This window comes from Kitasatospora sp. NPDC094028, from assembly GCF_049543595.1.
Taxonomy (GTDB): domain Bacteria; phylum Actinomycetota; class Actinomycetes; order Streptomycetales; family Streptomycetaceae; genus Kitasatospora.
Window position 1 is genome coordinate 222,831 of record NZ_JBMVFA010000002.1, and the last position, 18,968, is coordinate 241,798.

At 71.3% G+C, this 18,968-nt stretch carries 15 protein-coding genes; 9 read left to right on the top strand and 6 right to left on the bottom strand.

All coding sequences use genetic code 11. The features are described 5' to 3' along the window. Window positions 1-7: 7 nt before the first annotated feature. From rpsR to rpsF, 3 genes are all read right to left on the bottom strand, one after another. The gene (rpsR, locus tag ACPC54_RS04040; RefSeq protein WP_030059640.1) at window positions 8-244 is read right to left on the bottom strand and encodes a 30S ribosomal protein S18; all 237 of its coding nucleotides are present in this window, start codon (window positions 242-244) and stop codon (window positions 8-10) included. 77 nt (window positions 245-321) lie between these two features. Continuing rightward, on the bottom strand, window positions 322-924 hold the full coding sequence (locus ACPC54_RS04045; RefSeq protein WP_498960928.1) for a single-stranded DNA-binding protein: 603 nt from the start codon (window positions 922-924) through the stop codon (window positions 322-324). Between the two features lie 96 nt (window positions 925-1,020). Beyond that, window positions 1,021-1,311, bottom strand: coding sequence for a 30S ribosomal protein S6 (gene rpsF, locus ACPC54_RS04050; protein ID WP_030278276.1), 291 nt, complete (start codon window positions 1,309-1,311; stop codon window positions 1,021-1,023). 318 nt (window positions 1,312-1,629) lie between these two features. On the opposite strand from rpsF, the gene ACPC54_RS04055 reads away from it, so the two are divergent. The 3 genes from ACPC54_RS04055 to ACPC54_RS04065 all read left to right on the top strand — a co-directional run bounded on the left by ACPC54_RS04055 (window position 1,630) and on the right by ACPC54_RS04065 (window position 4,326). Continuing rightward, window positions 1,630-1,929, top strand: a complete 300-nt coding sequence (locus ACPC54_RS04055; protein WP_498960931.1) for a hypothetical protein — start codon at window positions 1,630-1,632, stop codon at window positions 1,927-1,929. 200 nt (window positions 1,930-2,129) lie between these two features. Beyond that, window positions 2,130-3,248, top strand: coding sequence for a lipid II:glycine glycyltransferase FemX (locus tag ACPC54_RS04060; protein ID WP_498960933.1), 1,119 nt, complete (start codon window positions 2,130-2,132; stop codon window positions 3,246-3,248). 43 nt (window positions 3,249-3,291) lie between these two features. Continuing rightward, complete coding sequence (locus ACPC54_RS04065; RefSeq protein ID WP_498960935.1) at window positions 3,292-4,326, top strand: alanine racemase; 1,035 nt, start codon at window positions 3,292-3,294, stop codon at window positions 4,324-4,326. 206 nt (window positions 4,327-4,532) lie between these two features. Here ACPC54_RS04065 and ACPC54_RS04070 read toward each other — a convergent pair whose 3' ends face one another. Then, window positions 4,533-6,116 carry a glycosyltransferase family 87 protein gene (locus tag ACPC54_RS04070; RefSeq protein WP_498960937.1) on the bottom strand — a complete coding sequence of 528 codons (1,584 nt, stop codon included), beginning with the start codon at window positions 6,114-6,116 and terminating at the stop codon, window positions 4,533-4,535. A 178-nt stretch (window positions 6,117-6,294) separates the two neighbouring features. Further along, on the bottom strand, window positions 6,295-8,907 hold the full coding sequence (locus tag ACPC54_RS04075) for a transglycosylase domain-containing protein (RefSeq protein ID WP_498960939.1): 2,613 nt from the start codon (window positions 8,905-8,907) through the stop codon (window positions 6,295-6,297). Window positions 8,908-9,261: 354 nt separating this feature from the next. On the opposite strand from ACPC54_RS04075, the gene ACPC54_RS04080 reads away from it, so the two are divergent. The 5 genes from ACPC54_RS04080 (at window position 9,262) to ACPC54_RS04100 (ending at window position 14,564) form a co-directional block, all read left to right on the top strand. After that, window positions 9,262-9,960 carry a PadR family transcriptional regulator gene (locus ACPC54_RS04080; protein WP_498960941.1) on the top strand — a complete coding sequence of 233 codons (699 nt, stop codon included), beginning with the start codon at window positions 9,262-9,264 and terminating at the stop codon, window positions 9,958-9,960. Between the two features lie 129 nt (window positions 9,961-10,089). Continuing rightward, on the top strand, window positions 10,090-11,172 hold the full coding sequence (locus tag ACPC54_RS04085; RefSeq protein WP_045692711.1) for an inositol-3-phosphate synthase: 1,083 nt from the start codon (window positions 10,090-10,092) through the stop codon (window positions 11,170-11,172). 161 nt (window positions 11,173-11,333) lie between these two features. Then, window positions 11,334-12,674 (top strand): MFS transporter, encoded by a 1,341-nt coding sequence (locus ACPC54_RS04090; RefSeq protein WP_498960943.1) that lies wholly within the window; start codon window positions 11,334-11,336, stop codon window positions 12,672-12,674. Window positions 12,675-12,808: 134 nt separating this feature from the next. Further along, on the top strand, window positions 12,809-13,480 hold the full coding sequence (locus tag ACPC54_RS04095) for an LppU/SCO3897 family protein (RefSeq protein WP_498960945.1): 672 nt from the start codon (window positions 12,809-12,811) through the stop codon (window positions 13,478-13,480). Window positions 13,481-13,514: 34 nt separating this feature from the next. Next, window positions 13,515-14,564 (top strand): LppU/SCO3897 family protein, encoded by a 1,050-nt coding sequence (locus tag ACPC54_RS04100; protein WP_498960947.1) that lies wholly within the window; start codon window positions 13,515-13,517, stop codon window positions 14,562-14,564. Between the two features lie 81 nt (window positions 14,565-14,645). Here ACPC54_RS04100 and ACPC54_RS04105 read toward each other — a convergent pair whose 3' ends face one another. Then, on the bottom strand, window positions 14,646-16,142 hold the full coding sequence (locus tag ACPC54_RS04105; protein WP_498960949.1) for a CCA tRNA nucleotidyltransferase: 1,497 nt from the start codon (window positions 16,140-16,142) through the stop codon (window positions 14,646-14,648). 275 nt (window positions 16,143-16,417) lie between these two features. Here ACPC54_RS04105 and ACPC54_RS04110 point away from each other — a divergent pair, with 275 nt between their 5' ends. Next, window positions 16,418-18,919, top strand: coding sequence for a DUF6049 family protein (locus ACPC54_RS04110; protein WP_498960951.1), 2,502 nt, complete (start codon window positions 16,418-16,420; stop codon window positions 18,917-18,919). The last annotated feature ends 49 nt before the right edge of the window (window positions 18,920-18,968 follow it).

Sequence of the window (18,968 nt, forward strand, 5' to 3'; positions counted from 1 at the left end):
CCCTCTCTTAGCGCGCGGTGCTGGTGTAGGGCAGCAGCGCCATCTCACGGCTGTTCTTCACGGCCGTGGCGACGTCACGCTGGTGCTGGGTGCAGTTGCCGGTGACCCGGCGGGCACGGATCTTGCCGCGGTCGGAGATGTACTTCCGCAGCAGGTTCGTGTCCTTGTAGTCAACGTAGTTGACCTTGTCCTTGCAGAAGACGCAAACCTTCTTCTTCGGCTTGCGAGCAGGCGGCTTCGCCATGGTGTGCTCCATTTGGTTTCACGGCCCGGCCGGCGCCCGAGGGCGCCTGCGGCCGGGCCGCACGAAATCTGTCAGCTCTAGAACGGGGGCTCTTCCGAGAAGCCGCCACCGGACGGGGCACCCCAGCCGCCGCCGCCCTGGTTTCCACCGGACGGAGCGCTGGACGCCCACGGGTCGTCGGAGGGGCCGGACTGGCCGCCACCGGAGTTTCCACCCCAGTTGCCGCCGCCCTGCTGGCCGCCACCGCCGCCCCAGTTGCCCTGGCCGCCACCCTGCTGGCCGCCGAAGCCGCCGCCACCGCCGGGGCCGCCGGACCGGTTGGCCCGGGTGACCTTGGCGGTCGCCGAGCGCAGGCTCGGGCCGACCTCGTCGACCTCGACCTCGAAGACCGTCCGCTTCTCGCCTTCCTTGGTCTCGTAAGACCGCTGGCGCAGTCGGCCCTGCACGATGACGCGCATGCCGCGCTGCAGCGACTCGGCCACGTTCTCCGCCGGCTGCCGCCAGACGTTGCACGTGAGGAAGAGGCTCTCGCCGTCCTTCCACTCGTTCGTCTGACGGTCGAAGGTGCGGGGGGTGGACGCGATGCGGAACTTCGCGACCGCCGCACCCGACGGGGTGAAGCGCAGCTCCGGGTCGTCGACGAGATTGCCGACGAGGGTGATGACGGTCTCGCCTGCCATGGTGGTGATGACCTCTCGGGAAGATGTCCGTTCACCGCTGTTTCACGTGAAACAGCGGACGCGAGCTACCCGAGACCCGAAGGCCTCAGAGGTGGCTCAGTGGGTGTCCGGGCGCAGGACCTTGGTCCGCAGAACCGACTCGCTCAGGCCCAGCTGGCGGTCGAGCTCCTTGACGACCTCAGGCGTGGCCTTCAGGTCGATGACCGAGTAGATGCCCTCGGACTGCTTGTTGATCTCGTAGGCCAGACGGCGGCGACCCCAGGTGTCGACCTTCTCGACCTTGCCACCGCCGTTGCGGACGACGGCGAGGAAGGACTCGATCAGGGGGGAGACAGCGCGCTCCTCGACCGAGGGGTCGAGGATGACCATCAGCTCGTAGTGACGCATGAGTAACCCACCTCCTTTGGACTCAGCGGCCACGGTCTCTCCGTGGCAGGAGGGTTGTGCGTAGCGTCGGCACCGGTGCGGTGACGACACCGGCCCACCGTAGCGGCCGGGTCGGACAGTCGGGCCCCGCTCCCCCGGAGGGGACCGGCCCTCAGGAGGGCACAAGGGGGGCACAACTACACCAGTGCAGACGGCACAGCCTACCTGCACCCGGACGGCCGAACAAAACGCATAGGGGTTGTGAGAGCGGCGCAACCGCCGCAATCTGGACGGAACGGGATTCCTGCCCGTTCGTCTCCACGCCAGGAGGTGGGACTCATGGCCCAGTCCGTCCACCGCATGCCCGCGCTCACGCTGAACACCGACGGCCACGCACACCCCCGCGAGAACACCCTGGTGGCGCTCACCGCCCTGTTCGGCGTGATCGCCTTCACCACCTCGTTCTTCTACAACCTGCACGTGCTCACGTCGTGGACCGGCCTGGCCGGGATCATCACCGGCTTCTGGGGCATGTTCGTCTCGGTCACCACGGCGGAGCGGTTCGTCCTGATGATCACGCTCGGCGCCTCCGCGGTCGGCTTCTACCTCGGCATCGCCCGCGGCGGCCTGATCGGCTGAGCCGGCCGCGGAGCCCGGTGCGGAGCCACCGCCCCGCCCGTCCAGGAACCCTCGGCGCCCCCGTGGCGTATCTGCAAGCAGACAGGTACGCGACGGGGGCGCCGTCGCGCCCGCAGCGGCGGGCGTCCGGGCCCCGGACGATAGGGTCAGCCCGAGAACACGGGGCCCACCGCAGCCCGACCGACGAGGAGCACCGAGCAATGAGCCTGCGCCTGAGGACGATCACCCGCGAGGAGCACCTCGCCTTCATCAGGAGCCGCGCCTCGGCCAGCCACATGCAGGTGCCGGCCTGGGGTGACGTGAAGGCCGAATGGCGCTCGGAGTCGATCGGCTGGTTCGACGACCAGAACCAGCTCGTCGGCGCCGGCCTGGTGCTCTACCGCCAGCTGCCCAAGCTCAAGCGTTACCTCGCCTACCTGCCCGAGGGCCCGGTCATCGACTGGTTCGACCGCGACCTCGACCGCTGGCTCTCCCCGATGCTGGCGCACCTCAAGTCGCAGGGCGCGTTCTCGGTGAAGATGGGCCCGCCGGTGGTGATCCGCCGCTGGAACGCGCCGACCATCAAGGAGGCCATCGCCGCCAAGCAGGCCAAGCGCCTGCGCGACGTCGAGGCCGACTGGTACGAGGCACGCGCCTTCGAGGTGGCCGACCGGCTGCGGAAGGCCGGCTGGCTGCAGGGCGAGGACGGCGGCGCCGGCTTCGGCGATGTCCAGCCGCGCTACGTGTACCAGGTGCCGCTGGCCAACCGCTCGCTGGACGACATCCAGAAGGGCTTCAACCAGCTCTGGCGCCGCAACATCAAGAAGGCCGAGAAGAGCGGCGTCGAGGTCGTCCAGGGCGGCTACGACGAGCTGCCGATCTTCCACCAGCTCTACCTGGTCACCGCCGAGCGCGACAAGTTCACCCCGCGCCCGCTGGCCTACTTCCAGCGGATGTGGAAGGCCCTCAACTCCGAGGACCCGAACCGGATGCGGCTCTACATCGCCTACCACGAGGGCGAGCCGCTGGCCTCGACCACGATGCTGGTGGTCGGCGAGCACGTCTGGTACTCCTACGGCGCCTCGGCCAACCACAAGCGCGAGGTCAAGCCCTCGAACGCGATCCAGTGGCGGATGATGCGCGACGCCTACGCGCTCGGTGGCGGCGTGTACGACCTGCGCGGCATCAGTGACACCCTGGACGAGAACGACCACCTGTTCGGTCTGATCCAGTTCAAGGTCGGCACCGGCGGCCAGGCGGCCGAGTACCTCGGCGAGTGGGACTTCCCGCTCAACAAGCTGCTGCACAAGGCGCTCGACCTCTACATGTCCCGCCGCTGACCCCGGTCCGCGCTGCCCGTCCGCCGCTCAGGAGGCCGACCCGATGACACTGTCGCTCTACCTCGAAACCGACCGCTGGCGCGCCCACCAGCGCTCCGTCCTCGCCGAGTTCCCCGGCCTGGTACCGGTCGCCAAGGGGAACGGCTACGGCCTGGGCAACCACCGGCTGGCCGAGGAGGCGACGCTGCTCGGCACCGGTGTCCTCGCCGTCGGCACCGCCTACGAGGCGGCCGACGCCGCCGAGTACTACGGCGGCGAGCTGCTGGTGCTCACCCCGTACCGGGTCGGCGAGGAGGTGCTGCCGCTGCCGCACGCCCGGGTGATCCGGACGGTGGCGAGCGTGGACGCGCTGCGGGCGCTGCACGGCGCCCGGGTGGTGCTGGAGTGCATGACCACCATGCGCCGGCACGGCGTGAGCGCGGCCGACCTGAAGGCCGTCGCCGCCGAGCTGGACGGCGTCTCCTTCGAGGGCCTGGCGCTGCACCTGCCGATGGACCGGCCGGACGGCTCCAGCCCGGTCGAGGAGGTCGCCTACTGGGTGGACACCGCCCGGGCGGCCGGCGTGCCGGTGCACACCGTGTTCGTCAGCCACCTCGGCGCGGCCGGCATGGAGCAGCTGGGCCAGCGCTACCCGGACACCGTCTTCCGGGCCCGGATCGGCACCCGGCTCTGGCTCGGCGACCACGCCGCGCTGGAGGTCCGGGCCACCGTGCTGGACGTCACCCCGGTGAAGAAGGGCGACCGCTACGGCTACCGCCAGCACCCGGCGCCGTCCGACGGCCACATCCTGGTGGTCGCCGGCGGCACCGCGCACGGCATCGGCCTGGAGGCGCCCAAGTACGTGCAGAGCATGGGCGCGCGGGCCAAGGGCATCGCCCGGGCCGGCCTGGCGACCGTCAACAAGACCAAGTCGCCGTTCCACTGGGCCGGCAAGCAGCTGTGGTTCGCCGAGCCGCCGCACATGCAGGTCTCGCTGCTGTTCCTGGACGGGGAGACCGCGCCCCCCGCGATCGGCGAGGAGCTCGGCCTCCAGGTCCGGCACACCACCACGCACTTCGACCGCGTGGTGGACCGTTAGGGCGCGTCTTGTGGATCTTGTCGGATCAGGCCGCGGCGTTGGGGTGCGTGCATCGCAAGGCGGAGGAGGGAGCCACTGCGGTGGGGGCACCTCCCGGCCGAAGGCTGGGGGCCATTGGCGACCGACGACAACGCGGCGAGGTGCGTGTCCCAACGCCGCGGACCCGGCAAAGATCCGCAAGACACGCCCAGGGGCTTCCCGGCGGGTCACGCCTTCTCGGCCGGCTCCGGCAGTTCGGGCTCGTTCAGCCACTGCTCGGGGCCGGCCGGCGCGTATCCGGCGCCGACGTAGTCCTGCTGCTCGCGCAGGTACCGGGCGGTGCCGAGCACGGACACGTCCGGGGCGTGGTCGAGCACCCCGCCGGAGGGGTCGTCGCTGCCGTCCCAGCGGACCGGGTCGCGCTCCGGCCGGAGGGCGTCGCGCACCACCAGGACGACCAGGTAGAGCGTGCCCAGCACGTGCAGCACGAGCGCGAAGTTGTACCAGGGCTCGCCGATCCCGTGCTGCTTGGGCCCGGTCACGAAGCCCAGGTGGGACCAGATGCCCAGGGTGTACAGCACCTCGCAGGCCTGCCAGATTAGGAAGTCCTGCCAGCGCGGCCGGGCCAGCACCGCGAGCGGCAGCAGCCAGAGCGAGTACTGCGGCGAGTACACCTTGTTGGTCAGGATGAACAGCGCGACCACCAGGAAGGCGAGTTGCGCGAAGCGCGGCCGGCGGGGCGCCGCGAGGCCGAGCCACCCTATGGCCAGGCAGCCCAGCACCATCAGCACCGCGATGTACAGGTCGAGGTCGGCCAGCGCGGCGCCGCGCCAGCGCATCAGCAGCAGCCAGATCGAGCCGTAGTCCTCGCCGCGGTGCTTGCTGAACACGTAGAAGGTCGACCAGCCCTGCCAGTTGACCAGCATGATCGGCAGGTTGACCACCAGCCAGGAGCCCACCGCGCCGCCCAGCACCGCGCCGAACTCGCGCCACTTCCCGGCCCGCCAGCAGAGCACCAGCAGGGGTCCGAGCAGCAGCAGCGGGTAGAGCTTGGCCGCGGTGGCCAGGCCGATGAAGACGCCGGCCCAGCCCGGCCGGGAGCGGGACCACCAGGCCATCGCCACGGCGGCCAGCGCGACGGCGAGCAGGTCCCAGTTGACCGTGCCGTTGAGCAGCAGGACGGGCGCCATCGCGAACATCAGGGCGTCCCACGGCCGGCGGCGGTGGGTGCGGGAGAGCGCGACCACGGCGATCACCGCGCAGGCCATCAGCATCCCGGCGTTGATCGCCCAGAACCACTGCTCCTGGCTCTGCTGGTCCCCGCCGCCGGGCGTCAGCCAGGCCGCGACCTGCATGAACAGGCCGGTCAGCACCGGGTACTCCAGGTACTGCAGGTCCCCCGAGCTGCCCGGGATGCGGTCCACGTACGGGTGCAGCCCGGCCGCGAAGCCGCGCCCGGAGAACAGGTGCGGGACGTCGCTGTAGCAGGCGTGGATGTACTGCGGCGAGCCCGGCTGGAACCAGGCCTGCTCGTAGCAGGGCAGCTTCTGCGCCATGCCGAGCACCGAGACCACGATGACCACCAGCGCCAGGAAGCGGGCCGGGATCCACCAGGAGACGCCGAGCAGCGCCCGCCGCCCGGGCGGGCCGCCGATCACCTCGCTGCCGGCCGCCGCCACCGGGTCCTCGTCCGCGGGGACGACCACGGTGTCGACCGGCGGCACGGCCGTGGCGACGGCTGCCGGGGTGGGCCCTTCGGCTGCGCCGGGCCCGGGCGGGCCGGCGGTTTCGTCACGATCGCTCGACGTCATGCCGGACATCCTGCCGCACCGGCCGCGCCCGGACGAGGAGGACCCCGCAACCGTCCGGCGGCGTCCGGCACCCGGGACGGGCCGGGCCCCCGTACCGGAACGGCGGTGGCGGCCCTCCGAGGAGGACCGCCACCGCCGTCGTTCGTCCGGCACCGCCCGTCGGGCGCCCGGTGGGCCGCTAGGGGGTGCTGCTGGGCGTCGGCCGGCCGGTGTGGCCGCCCCCGCCGCCGTTGCCGCCGCTGCCACCCGGGGAGGTGCCGTCGGTCGGGGTGGCCGGCGGGCAGTTGATCAGCGGCAGGCAGCTGCCGGTCGGCTGCGGGTTCCCGGTGTGCGTCTTGGTCGGCTGCGGGTTCTGGCAGTCCACGCCGGGGACGCAGTTCCCGCCCTGGGAGGGCTGCGGCGGCTGCGGCTGGTTCGGCTGCGACTGGTTGGGCTGCGGCTGGACCGGGGCGGACGGCGTGTCGGAGGCCGTCATGCTCGGCGCCGCGGAGGCCGTGGACGGCGCGCCCGAGGAGTCCACCTCGGAGCCGACCGGCGTCGGGGTCGGGAAGTCCATCTTCTTCTCGTTGGCGAGCGCGGCCTTCATGTACCGCGTGAAGATGTCGGTCGGGATGTCACCACCGTGGATGGACTCCTTGCCACCGGTGCCGTTGAGCGACTCCCGCTGGTGCTTGCTCGGGTCCTCGCGCCACATCGCGACGCTGGTCACCAGCTGCGGGGTGTAGCCCACCCACCAGGCCGACTTGTTCTTGTCGGTGGTACCGGTCTTGCCGGCCACCGGGCGGCCCAGCGCGTTGGTCTTGATACCGGTGCCCTTGGAGGCCACGTTGACCAGCACGTCGGTGATGTTGTCGGCGACGGCCGCGTCCAGCGCCACCTTGGTGTCCTTCCTGCCGAAGCCCGGCTTCTCCCGGCCGTCGATCTCGACCTTGGTGACCGAGTAGGGCTCGGCCTCCTTGCCGCTGGCCGCGAGGGTGCCGTAGGCGGTGGCCATCCGGATCGGGCTGATGGTGGAGGTGCCGATCGGGAAGGTCGCGGTGGTCGGGCTGGCCAGGCTCTCCTTCTTGATGCCCATCTGGACCGCCATGTCGGCGATGTTCTGGCCGCCGACGTCCTGCCCGAGCTGGACGAAGGGCACGTTGTACGACCACTGCATGGCCTGGCGCAGCGAGACGTAGCCGCGCTTGCCGGTGTCCTCGTTCTTCTGCCGGTAGGGCTTGCCGTCGTCGCCGATCACCGGCGAGCCGTCCGCCTTGCGGATCTCGGCCATGTCGTCGGACAGGTAGCGGCTGTCGGCGTTGATCTTCTTCGGCTTGCCGCTGTCGTCCTTCGCGGTCTGCACGCCCATCTGCATCGCGGCGGCCAGCACGAAGGGCTTGAAGGTCGAGCCGACCTGCACACCGGTGGCCTCGGCGTTGTTGTCGAAGTGGCCGTTCTCCACGCCGTCGCCGCCGTAGATGGCGACGATCGCGCCGTCGCCCGGCCTGATGCTGGCGGAGGCGAACTGGACGAAGGTGTCGTTGTCGGGCCGCTTCTGCGGGTTGAGGTTCTCGGCCTTGACGTCGTCGACGGCCTTCTTCAGGGCGTCGACCTTGTCCTTCTCGAAGGTCGTGTAGATCTTCAGGCCGCCCTTGTCGATCACCTGCTGGGTGATCGTCTTGTCGGTGGTCATCACGTACCGGTTCGCGGTGTCGACCAGGTAGCTGATCTCACCGTTCATCTTCGAGCTCTGCTTCTGCGGGATCGGGTCCGGGAAGGCCGTGCACTTGGCCTTGTCCTCGGGGGTGATGGCCTTGGTCTTGATCATCTGGTCGAGGATCCAGCCCCACCGGTCCACCGCGCGCTGCTTGTTGTTCGGGTTGGTCGGGTCGAAGAGCCCGGCACCCTTCAGCAGGCCGGCCAGCATCGCGCTCTGGCACACGTTGAGGTCCTTGGCGTCGACCCCGTAGTACGCCTGGGCGGCGGCCTGGGCGCCGTTCGCGCCGCGGCCGAACCAGCTGGTGTTCAGGTAGCCCTTGAGGATCTCGTCCTTGTCGAGCTTCTGGTTGATCTTCAGCGTGATGAAGAACTCCCGCACCTTGCGGCTCAGGGTCTGCTCCTGGCTCAGGTAGGCGTTCTTCACGTACTGCTGGGTGATCGTCGAGGCGCCCTGGGTCTCGCCGCCCTTCGCCATGTTGTAGACGGCGCGGAGCATGCCCTTGGGGTCGATGCCGCTGTCGGTCCTGAAGCTCTGGTTCTCCGCGGCGATGACGGCGTTCTGCAGGTTGGGGCTGATGTCCTTGAGCTCGACGATCTGACGGTTCGCCTCGCCCTTGCGGGTCATCTCGGAGCCGTCTGCCCAGTAGTAGATGGTGTTCTGCTGGTTCACCAGCGCGTTCATGTCGGGGATCTGGGTGGTCTGGTACAGGTAGAAGACCAGGCCCACGAAGCACCCGAAGACCAGCAGGAACCCGCTCAGCCACTGCTTCCAGGACGGCAGCCAGCGCTTGACGCCGGTCTTGCCGAACCGCGGGTAGTCGATGAAGCGCTTCTTGCCCGGGCCCGCGGCCGCGGCCTCGGCGGCGCCGCGGCGACCGCCGCCCTTGCCGCCCTTCTGCCCGGCCTTGCGCATCTCGGCCCTGGTCATCCGGGGCTGCTGCGCGGTCTCCCGCATCCCCGGCGGGCGCCGTCGGCCGACGCCGTCCGAGCCCAGCTCGTCGCGGCCCGGTCCGCCCCGGCGGCCTCCGCTGTTCCCCGGGGGCTGCTGACCCTCGCCGCCCGGGTTGGGCGTCCTGCGCCGCCGTTCGCTCATGTTTCCAGCCACTCCTCGCCAGGCGGTTACAGCCTGAAGGCAGGTTCACGTCCGAATGCCCGCAAACCGACCCGATCCCGGAGGTGGTCCTCGTGCACACGCGACAGCGTACGCAGCCTGGAAATACAACTAATCGGGCATCAGCCGCCAATACCCGCAAAACGGCGTCAGATCATTACACGCCCGTTGCCAAGCCCACCCGCGCGTCGGCTTGTGATCACATTCACGCGTGCCCCCCTTGCCGGTTCCGGGGGTCAGGCTTACTGTTCTCGATATATCGAGCCGATACATCGAAACGGCATATCGTTCCGATGCACGGCCGGACCAGGGTCGAGAGGGAGGAGGACCACACCGGTGGGCAGACGCTCAGGAGTGCTGGAATTCGCCGTTCTCGGCCTGCTCCACGACGCCCCGATGCACGGCTACGAACTGCGCAAGCGGCTCAACATCCTGCTCGGAACGTTCCGCGCGCTCTCCTACGGAACGCTCTACCCCTGCCTGAAGAGCCTGGTCGCCCAGGGTTTCCTGGTCGAGGACAACCCGGACGTCGAGTACGTCCCGGCCACCGCGCTCAACGGCAAGCGGTCCAAGATCGTCTACCGGCTCTCCGCCGAGGGGAAGCAGCGCTTCGAGGAACTGCTCGCCGACTCCGGCCCGGACGCCTGGGAGGACGAGCACTTCGGCGTCCACTTCGCGTTCTTCGGCCAGACCGACCGGGCCGTGCGGATGCGCGTCCTGGAGGGCCGCCGCAGCCGGCTGGAGGAGCGCCTGGAGCGGATGCGCAACTCGCTGGCCCGGGCCCGCGAGCGGTTCGACGACTACACCGTCGAACTTCAGCGGCACGGACTGGAATCGGTGGAGCGCGAGGTCCGCTGGCTCAACGAGCTGATCGAGACCGAGCGGGCCAACCGCACCGGCCGGCCCGGTCCCGCCGGTGGTGGCACCGCCGCCACACCCCCCAAGACTTCGGACGGCCGTGGCCAGGAGGACGGGCCTCCGGGCCCGCCCGGGCCACCGTACGACCGCCCGGGGCGCTCCGCCCAGGAGCGCTGACACCGCGCCGGCCCCGTGCCGCGCGGTAGGAGAGGGCGCCCCGCGCGCCCGTACAAGCAGTCATTCGAAGAAGCAGGACGAGTGCCGTCACATCCGGCGGCCCTCATGAGATCAGAGGGAGCAACCGGAATGGGTTCGGTTCGCGTAGCCATCGTGGGCGTGGGCAACTGCGCCGCGTCGCTGGTGCAGGGTGTCGAGTACTACAAGGACGCCGACCCGGCCGGCAAGGTCCCCGGGCTGATGCACGTCCAGTTCGGTGACTACCACGTCCGTGACGTGGAGTTCGTCGCCGCCTTCGACGTCGACGCCAAGAAGGTCGGCTTCGACCTGGCCGACGCCATCGGCAACAGCGAGAACAACACCATCAAGATCTGCGACGTGCCGCCGACCGGCGTCACCGTCCAGCGCGGCCACACCCTCGACGGCCTGGGCAAGTACTACCTGGAGACCATCGAGGAGTCCGACGAGGCCCCGGTCGACGTCGTCCAGGTCCTCAAGGACCAGCAGGTCGACGTCCTGGTCTGCTACCTGCCCGTCGGCTCCGAGGCCGCGGCCAAGTTCTACGCCCAGTGCGCCATCGACGCCAAGGTCGCCTTCGTGAACGCCCTGCCGGTGTTCATCGCGGGCACCAAGGAGTGGGCGGACAAGTTCACCGAGGCCGGCGTGCCGATCGTCGGTGACGACATCAAGTCCCAGGTCGGCGCCACCATCACGCACCGCGTGATGGCCAAGCTGTTCGAGGACCGCGGTGTCATCCTCGAGCGCACCATGCAGCTGAACGTCGGCGGCAACATGGACTTCAAGAACATGCTCGAGCGCGAGCGCCTGGAGTCCAAGAAGATCTCCAAGACCCAGGCCGTCACCTCGCAGATCCGCGACCGCGAGCTGGGCGCCAAGAACGTCCACATCGGTCCCTCGGACTACGTGGCCTGGCTGGACGACCGCAAGTGGGCCTACGTCCGCCTGGAGGGCAAGGCCTTCGGCGACGTCCCGCTGAACCTGGAGTACAAGCTGGAGGTCTGGGACTCCCCGAACTCGGCCGGTGTCATCATCGACGCCGTGCGCGCCGCGAAGATCGCCAAGGACCGCGGCATCGGCGGCCCGATCCTGTCGGCGTCCTCGTACTTCATGAAGTCCCCGCCGGTGCAGTACTTCGACGACGAGGCCAAGGAGAACGTCGAGAAGTTCATCCGCGGCGAGGTCGAGCGCTGAGCACTGAGTGCTGAGTGCTGAGCACTGAGCGCCGAGCTGATCGCTCATAGGCGCACATAGCCTCACCGAAGGGCTCACGGTCTCCGGATCGTGAGCCCTTCACCTTTTCCCTGCCGATGTTTCACGTGAAACAGCGCGGGGTTCCGTGGCACCCTGGGCGGGTGGCGATCACCGAGAACGGCAGCACCCACCAGTCCGCGCACCGCGCCACGCTCGCCGACCTGCTCCGGGGCCGCGACTTCCGGCGGCTGCTGACCGCCAGGGTCCTCTCCCAGCTCTCGGACGGGGTTTTCCAGGTCTCGCTCGCCGCCTACGTGGTGTTCTCCCCGGAGAAGCAGTCCTCCCCCGCCGACATCGCCTCGGTGCTGGCCGTGATGCTGCTGCCGTTCTCGGTGATCGGCCCGTTCGCCGGGGTGCTGCTGGACCGCTGGCGCCGCCGCCAGGTGCTCTACTTCGGCAACCTGGCCCGCTTCGGGCTGGGTCTGGGCACCGCCGCGCTGCTCCTGGCCGAGGCGCCGACCTGGCTGTTCTTCGCCTCCGCGCTGCTGGTGACGGCGCTCAACCGGTTCATCCTGGCCGGGCTGTCCGCCGCCCTGCCCCGGGTGGTGGAGCAGGAGCAACTGGTCACCGCCAACGCGCTCTCCCCCACCCTCGGCACCGTCGCCGCCGCCTCCGGCGGGGGCCTGGGCTTCCTGCTGCACCAGGTGATGACCCCCGGCCCGCGCGCGGACGCCGCGCTGGTCACGGTGGCCGCGCTGCTCTACCTCTCGGCCGCGCTGGCCGCCCGCCGGATGGACCGCGACCTGCTCGGTCCCGAGCAGCACGGCGACCGCCCGGGGCTCGGCCAGGCGCTGGGGCGGGCCGCCGTCGAACTCGGCGCGGCCGTGCGCCACCTGGTGCGGGACTGCCGGCCCGCGGTGCACGCGCTGGCCGCCGTCACCGCGGCCCGGTTCTGCTACGGCGTGCTGATCGTGGTCGTGGTGATGCTCGCCCGGTACACCTTCAACGACCCGACCGACAGCGCGGCCGGCCTCGCCACCCTCGGCCAGGCGGTCGGCCTGTCCGCCGCCGGGTTCTTCGTCGCCGCGGTGGTCAGCCCGTGGTGCACCCACCGGCTCGGCCTGGCCGGGTGGATGACGGCCTGCCTGGTGGCGCCGGTGGTCTTCGTCCCCGCGCTGGGCCTGAGCTTCACCGTGGTGCCCTGCCTGATCGCGGCCCTGCTGCTCGGGGTGGTCACCCAGGGCACCAAGATCTGCGCCGACACGGTGGTGCAGGAGTCGGTCGAGGACGAGTTCCGCGGCCGGGTCTTCGCCGTCTACGACGTGCTGTTCAACGTGGCCTTCGTGGCCGCCGCCCTGGTCACGGCGCTGGTGCTGCCGCTGTCCGGCCGCTCGGTCGCGGTGGTGGTCGGGGTCGCCGCGGTGTACGCGCTCACCGCCGTCCTCTACCTGCGCGCCGCCCGCCGCCGCCCGCCGGACGGCACCGGCCCGGTCGGCCACTGACGCGGTGACCCGATGACGCCGTCCCCCGGACGACCGGAAAACCGGCGGGACCTCGGGACGGATGGCGTCCGACCGACTCGCTAAGGTACTCAGACCTGTCGGAGCGACAGCACTCGGTCTCGGGGGACGAACTGATGAGCACACCGCCCAGCCCGTACGGGCCGCCGCCCGGGTACGCGCCGCCGCAGCCGTCCGTACCGCCGCAGTCCGGCCCGCCCGGCTTCGGGCCGCCGCCGCCCGCCTACGGCCCGCCGCCCGGGTACGGGCAGCCGGCCCAGCCGTACGGCCAGCCGGCCTACGGGCAGCCGGCCTACGGGCAGCCGGAGTACGGCCAGCCCGCTCCGGGCCAGTCCCCGTACGGGCAGCCCGGCTACGGCCAGCCGCCGTACGGCCAGCAGCCGCCCGGCTACCCGGCGCCGGCTCCGGCCGCCCCTCCCGCCAAGCGCGGCCGTTCGAAGCTGCGGCTCTTCGGCGCGCTGGGCGGCTGCGCGGCGCTCGGCGTCGCCTACTTCGTCGCCGGCCCGAGCGTCAGCAGCGCCAAACCCGGCGACTGCGTGCACGTGGGCGGCGGCCGCGTCGAGAAAGTCGTCAAGTGCTCTGATTCCAGCGCGAATTACCGCGTAGTGTCGAAGTTCGAGAACACCGGTGACGTCAGCCGCTGTCGGCAGACGTCGCAGACCAGCTACGCCGTCTCCGGCAAGAGCGGCCGCCGCTGGAACAAGAAGCGGTACGTGCTCTGCCTCGGCCCGATGACTCCCGCCGCACCCGGCACCGGCACCGGCAAGCCGCCGGTGCAGTCGTCCTGAACCCTTCGTCACCACCGCTCTCCAGGGGGACCCCTTGTCCGTTCCGCCGCCGCAGATGCCGTACGGCGCGCCGCCGCCCGGCGACGGCAACCCGTACTCCGCCGGAAACCCCTACGGCGCCCCGCCACCACCGCCCGCGGGCCAGCCCGGGTACGGCTACCCGAGCGCCCCGCCGCCGCCCCAGCAGCCGTACGGCGCCCCGCCGCCCGGCGGCTACGACTACGGCGGCGGCTACGGCGGTGGCGGCGGCTACGGGGGCGACGGCTACGGCTACCCGCCGATGGACGGTCCGGCCTGCCGGTTCTGCGGCGGCATGCCGGCCGTGGAGGCCACCGTGCGCGGCCACCAGGGCCTGATCCTGGCCTACCGGATGCTGAAGATGCACGGCCCGTTCTGCCGCACCTGCGGCACGGCGACGGTGCGCGACATGTCCTCCCGCACCCTGGTGCAGGGCTGGTGGAGCCCGGCGTCGGTGATCCTGGCACCGATCACCCTGCTGATGAACCTGGCCGCCAACAGCAAGATCAACAAGCTTCCGCCGCCCGCCCCGGGCACCCACGGCCCGCAGCTCGACCCCGGCACACCGCTCGGCCGCCGGCCGAGCATCGCGATGCTGATCCTGCCGGTCTCGCTGGTCGTCACCGTGCTGCTGGCCGCCACCGGCGTGCTCGGCTCGAAGGGCAAGGACGACCCCGCACCGCTCTCGGTGACGACGCCGACCACGACGCCGTTCACCTTCACCCCGGCGCCGCTGCCGAAGCCGACCTACACCTTCACGCCGCCGCCGCTGCCGACCTTCACCCCGACCCCGACCCCGACGCCCAAGGACAGCGTGGACGACGCCAAGGTCGGCGACTGCCTGCGCAACGAGAACGGCACCAGCGAGACCACCGACACCCACCCGAAGGTCACGATGGTGCCCTGCGGCGACTCCAAGGCCCAGTACAAGGTGGTCTACAAGTACATCGCCACCTCGGACGAGAAGGTCTGCGAGAAGCAGTCGAAGGCGGACAGCTGGTACACCAGCAAGCACCCCAGCTTCCCCGCCCTGGACTACGTGCTCTGCCTCAAGCAGATCAGCTGAGGCCCGCCGCACGGACGGACACGACGAGGGGGTGGCCCCGGCCGAGTGCCGGGGCCACCCCCTCGTCACGTCCCCGGCCGGTCAGCCCTGCTGCTGGCCGGCCCACCAGTCGCGCAGCGCGGCGACCGCCTCGTCGTGCTCCATCGGGCCGTGCTCCAGCCGCAGTTCAAGCATGTGCTTGTACGCCTTGCCGACCATCGGGCCGGGCTTCAGGGCGAGCAGCTCCATGATCTGGTTGCCGTCCAGCGCCGGGCGGACGGCGTCCAGCTCCTCCTGCTCCTTCAGCTCGGCGATCCGGTGCTCCAGCCCGTCGTAGGTGCGCGACAGCGTCGCCGCCTTCTTCTTGTTGCGGGTGGTGCAGTCCGAGCGGGTCAGCTTGTGCAGGCGCTCCAGCAGCGGGCCGGCGTCGGTGACGTAGCGGCGCACCGCCGAGTCGGTCCACTCGCCGCCGCCGTAGCCGTGGAAGCGCAGGTGCAGCTCGACCAGGCGCGAGACGTCCTCGGTGAGCTCCTTGGAGTACTTGAGCTCGCGCATCCGCTTGCGGGTCATCTTCGCGCCGACCACCTCGTGGTGGTGGAAGGAGACCCGGCCGTCCGACTCGAAGCGGCGGGTGCGCGGCTTGCCGATGTCGTGCAGCAGCGCGGCGAGCCGCAGGGTGAGGTCCGGGCCGTCCTGCTCCAGGTCGATGGCCTGCTCCAGGACGGTCAGCGAGTGCTCGTAGACGTCCTTGTGCCGGTGGTGCTCGTCCCGCTCCAGCTGCAGCGCGGGCAGCTCGGGCAGCACGAACCCGGCCAGCCCGGTGTCGACCAGCAGCCGCAGGCCCTTCACCGGGTGCCGGGACAGCAGCAGCTTGTTCAGCTCCGCCTGGATCCGCTCGGCCGAGACGATGGTGAGCCGCTCGGCCATCGCCGTCATCGCGGCGACCACCTCGGGCGCCGGGTCGAAGTCCAGCTGGGCGGCGAAGCGGGCGGCCCGCATCATCCGCAGCGGGTCGTCGGAGAAGGACTCCTCGGGGGTGGCGGGGGTGCGCAGCACCCGGGCCTCCAGGTCCTCCAGCCCGTGGTGCGGGTCGACGAAGCCGCGGCCGGGCAGGTCGACGGCCATCGCGTTGACCGTGAAGTCGCGGCGGACCAGGTCCTCGTCGATGGTGTCGCCGTAGCTGACCTCGGGCTTGCGGGAGGTGCGGTCGTACGCCTCGGAGCGGTAGGTGGTGATCTCGATCAGGAAGGAACCCTCGGGGGTGTCCTTGCGGGCGCCGACGGTGCCGAAGGCGATGCCGACGTCCCAGACCGCGTCCGCCCAGCCCTTGACCAGCTTGAGCACCTGCTGCGGGCGGGCGTCGGTGGTGAAGTCCAGGTCGTTGCCGAGCCGGCCGAGCAGCGCGTCCCGCACCGAGCCGCCGACCAGGGCCAGCCGGTGCCCGGCCGCCTGGAACCGGCGGGCGATCTCGTCGGCCACCGGCGAGACCCGCAGCAGCTCTTGCAGCCCCAGCGTCTGGGCCTCGCTCAGGCCTGGGACGACCTGGACGGCGGTGCTGGGACGGTCGGTGCGCGCGGTGGGCTCATTGGCTGTGGACACGGCTCACAAGGGTACGTGCCCCGACAGGTCAACCGCCCGCGCGTTTCCAGCGTCTCACCCCACAGCCCGCAACACTGCGCGCCGGGCTGCATCGTTACCATGCCGGTGGACGAGTCTCGGACACCGGACAGGGGATGCGGTGTCACGTGTCGCCACGGCCGGCGGAACCTCCCGGCAGCAGCGCGGCGGAGAGCGTCGAGTGAATCACGTCAGGCGGGCAGCGCCGGGCGACCAGCATCAGCAGCGAGCGATCGAGAACGGCGAGGGCGGAACGAGTGAGCGAGCCGGCACGGCACTCGGGCCTGGGGGCGCACCGACAGCCTGGACGGGCCGAGGGCCCCGCCGAACGACCCGGCCGGGGGCGGCGCGCCGCCCGCCGCCTCGCCGCCGCCTGTGCGGCCGCCGTGACCCTGTTCACGGCCGCCCCGGCGGTGGCGCTGCCCGCCGGCGGCGACGTCCGGCAGGCCGCGGACAGCGGCGTGTCCGCCGAGTACCCGGTGGTGATGACCATCGAGACGATGGCGCCGCAGGTGGCCGCGCCGAACGGCACCGTGACGATCACCGGGCACGTCACCAACGCGGGCAAGTCGGTGCTCAAGGGCGCCCACGCCGCCGTCCGCAAGCCGTACTCCGGCAAGCCGCTGCAGCGGCGCGGCGACCTCGCCCTGGTGGCCGGCCGCACCACGCCGATGGACCGGGACGGCGCCGAGCTGGAGAGCCCCCAGTACGCCCTGCCGGAGCTCGGCCCCGGCCAGAGCCAGCAGTACACCCTGGGCGTCGCGGTGAGCGAACTCGGGCTGTCCGAGAGCGGCGTCTACGAGCTCGCGGTGGACGCCTGGGGCTCGACCGGCGACAACTCCCACGACCGGCCGCTGGGCATCGCCCGCACCTTCCTGCCGTACAACCCGGGCGGCGCCGAGGCGCAGCCGACGAAGGTCACCACGCTCTGGCCGCTGGTGCACGCGCCGGTGCTGGCCGCGCAGACGTACGCCGAGAACGACCAGACCGTCCCGGTGCTGCGCAACGACAGCCTGGCCACCGAGTTCGCCCCGGGCGGGCGGCTGTACGAGCTGGTCGACACCGGCGCCAAGCTGCCCGGGCTGACCTGGATGATCGACCCGGACCTGCTGGACACCGCGTTCGCGATGACCAACAAGTCGTACCGGGTGCAGAAGCCCGGCACCGAGGCGGCCGGCAAGCCGGCCCGGGACGACAACACCGTCCAGGGCACCGGCTCGGCCGCCGCCATCGCCTGGCTGGAGAAGCTGCGCGCCGCGGTCGGCAAGAACGGCGCCCAGGTGGTCTCGCTGCCGTACGCCGACCCGGACCTCGCCTCGATCGCGCACAACGGCGCCGACCTGGCCGGGATGGGCACCGCGCTGAACAAGGCGGCCACCGCCGGCCGGCTGACCGTCGAGGGCCGGCTGGGCGTCGACACCCGCTCCGACGTCGCCTGGCCGTACCAGGGCCACCTCGACCAGCAGATCGCCGGCATCGCCCAGCAGGCCGGCAGCAGCCTGGTGCTGGTCGACGGCACGAGCATCCCGGACCCGGACTCCGTCCCGTACACCCCGACCGCGGTGCGCCCGATCGGCAACGGGCAGAGCGCCGTCGTCGCCGACGACACCGTCTCCGCGCTGTTCCAGGGCGACCTGGGCGACCCGCAGGCGCAGACCCGGTCGACCCAGCGCTTCCTCGCCGAGACCTTCGCGATCACCCACGAGCAGCCGCAGAACCAGCGCGGCCTGCTGGTCATGCCGCCGCGCGAGCTGTCGGTCGGCACCGCCAAGGTGCTGGCGAACGCCCTGCAGCAGGCCTCCGGCCAGTGGCTGGCCCCGGCCCGGCTGGACGAGCTGGCCCAGTCCGCGCCCGACCCGAAGGCGAACACCGCCGTCCCGGCGCCCACCGACTACCCCACCCAGACCCGGGCCACCGAGCTGCCGGCGGCCGACCTGAGCACCACCGACGGGATCCAGCACGACCTGGACACCCTGATGCGGGTGCTCACCCTGCCGCAGCGGGTGCGCGGCCCGTTCAGCGCCGCCATGGTCCGCTCGCTGTCCACCGAGTGGCGCGCCGACGCGCCGGCCGGCAACACCTACCGCGACGGCGTCAAGAAGTACCTGAAGGACCTCACCAACGCCGTCGAGGTACCGAAGAAGACCGTGGTCACGCTGGCCGGGAACACCGGCCAGCTGCAGGTCAGCGTGCGCAACGGCCTCACCCAGACGGTCACCAACCTGAAGCTGGTGCTCACCTCGACCCAGCCGAACCGGCTGCGGCTGGGCAAGGAGGAGGAGCTGGTCCTCCCCGCCTCGCAGAGCGTCACCCTCCGGTTCAACGCCGAGGCCCGCAACAACGGCCCGGTCACCGTGACCGCCCAGCTGATGACCACCGGCCCCAACCCGCAGCCGTACGGCGACCCGAAGACCTTCACCGTCGAGGTCACCTCGGTGACCAACGGCGTGCTGTACGTCTTCGCGGGCGCCGGCGTCCTGCTGCTGCTGGCCGCGCTGCGGTTCGTCCGCCAGCGCAAGCGGCGCGGCGGGCAGCCGCACGAGGACGGGGACCAGCCGGTCGACGACGACCCGGCGGCGGGCCACGCGGCCGAGCCGGCCGGGACCGACCCCGAGGACGGCCCCCAGGACGGCCCGGAGGACGGCCCCGACCAGGACCGCGACGACGACGGCGAGGAGGGCGCCCCCGCGCAGACACCGCGCGGCAGCGGCGCCGATGGCCGGGATCGGGCGACCGGTGATGAGAAGGTTGGTCCTTGACACCGCCGACCGCCCGCGACACCGGGCCGGCCTCCCCCACGACACTGAA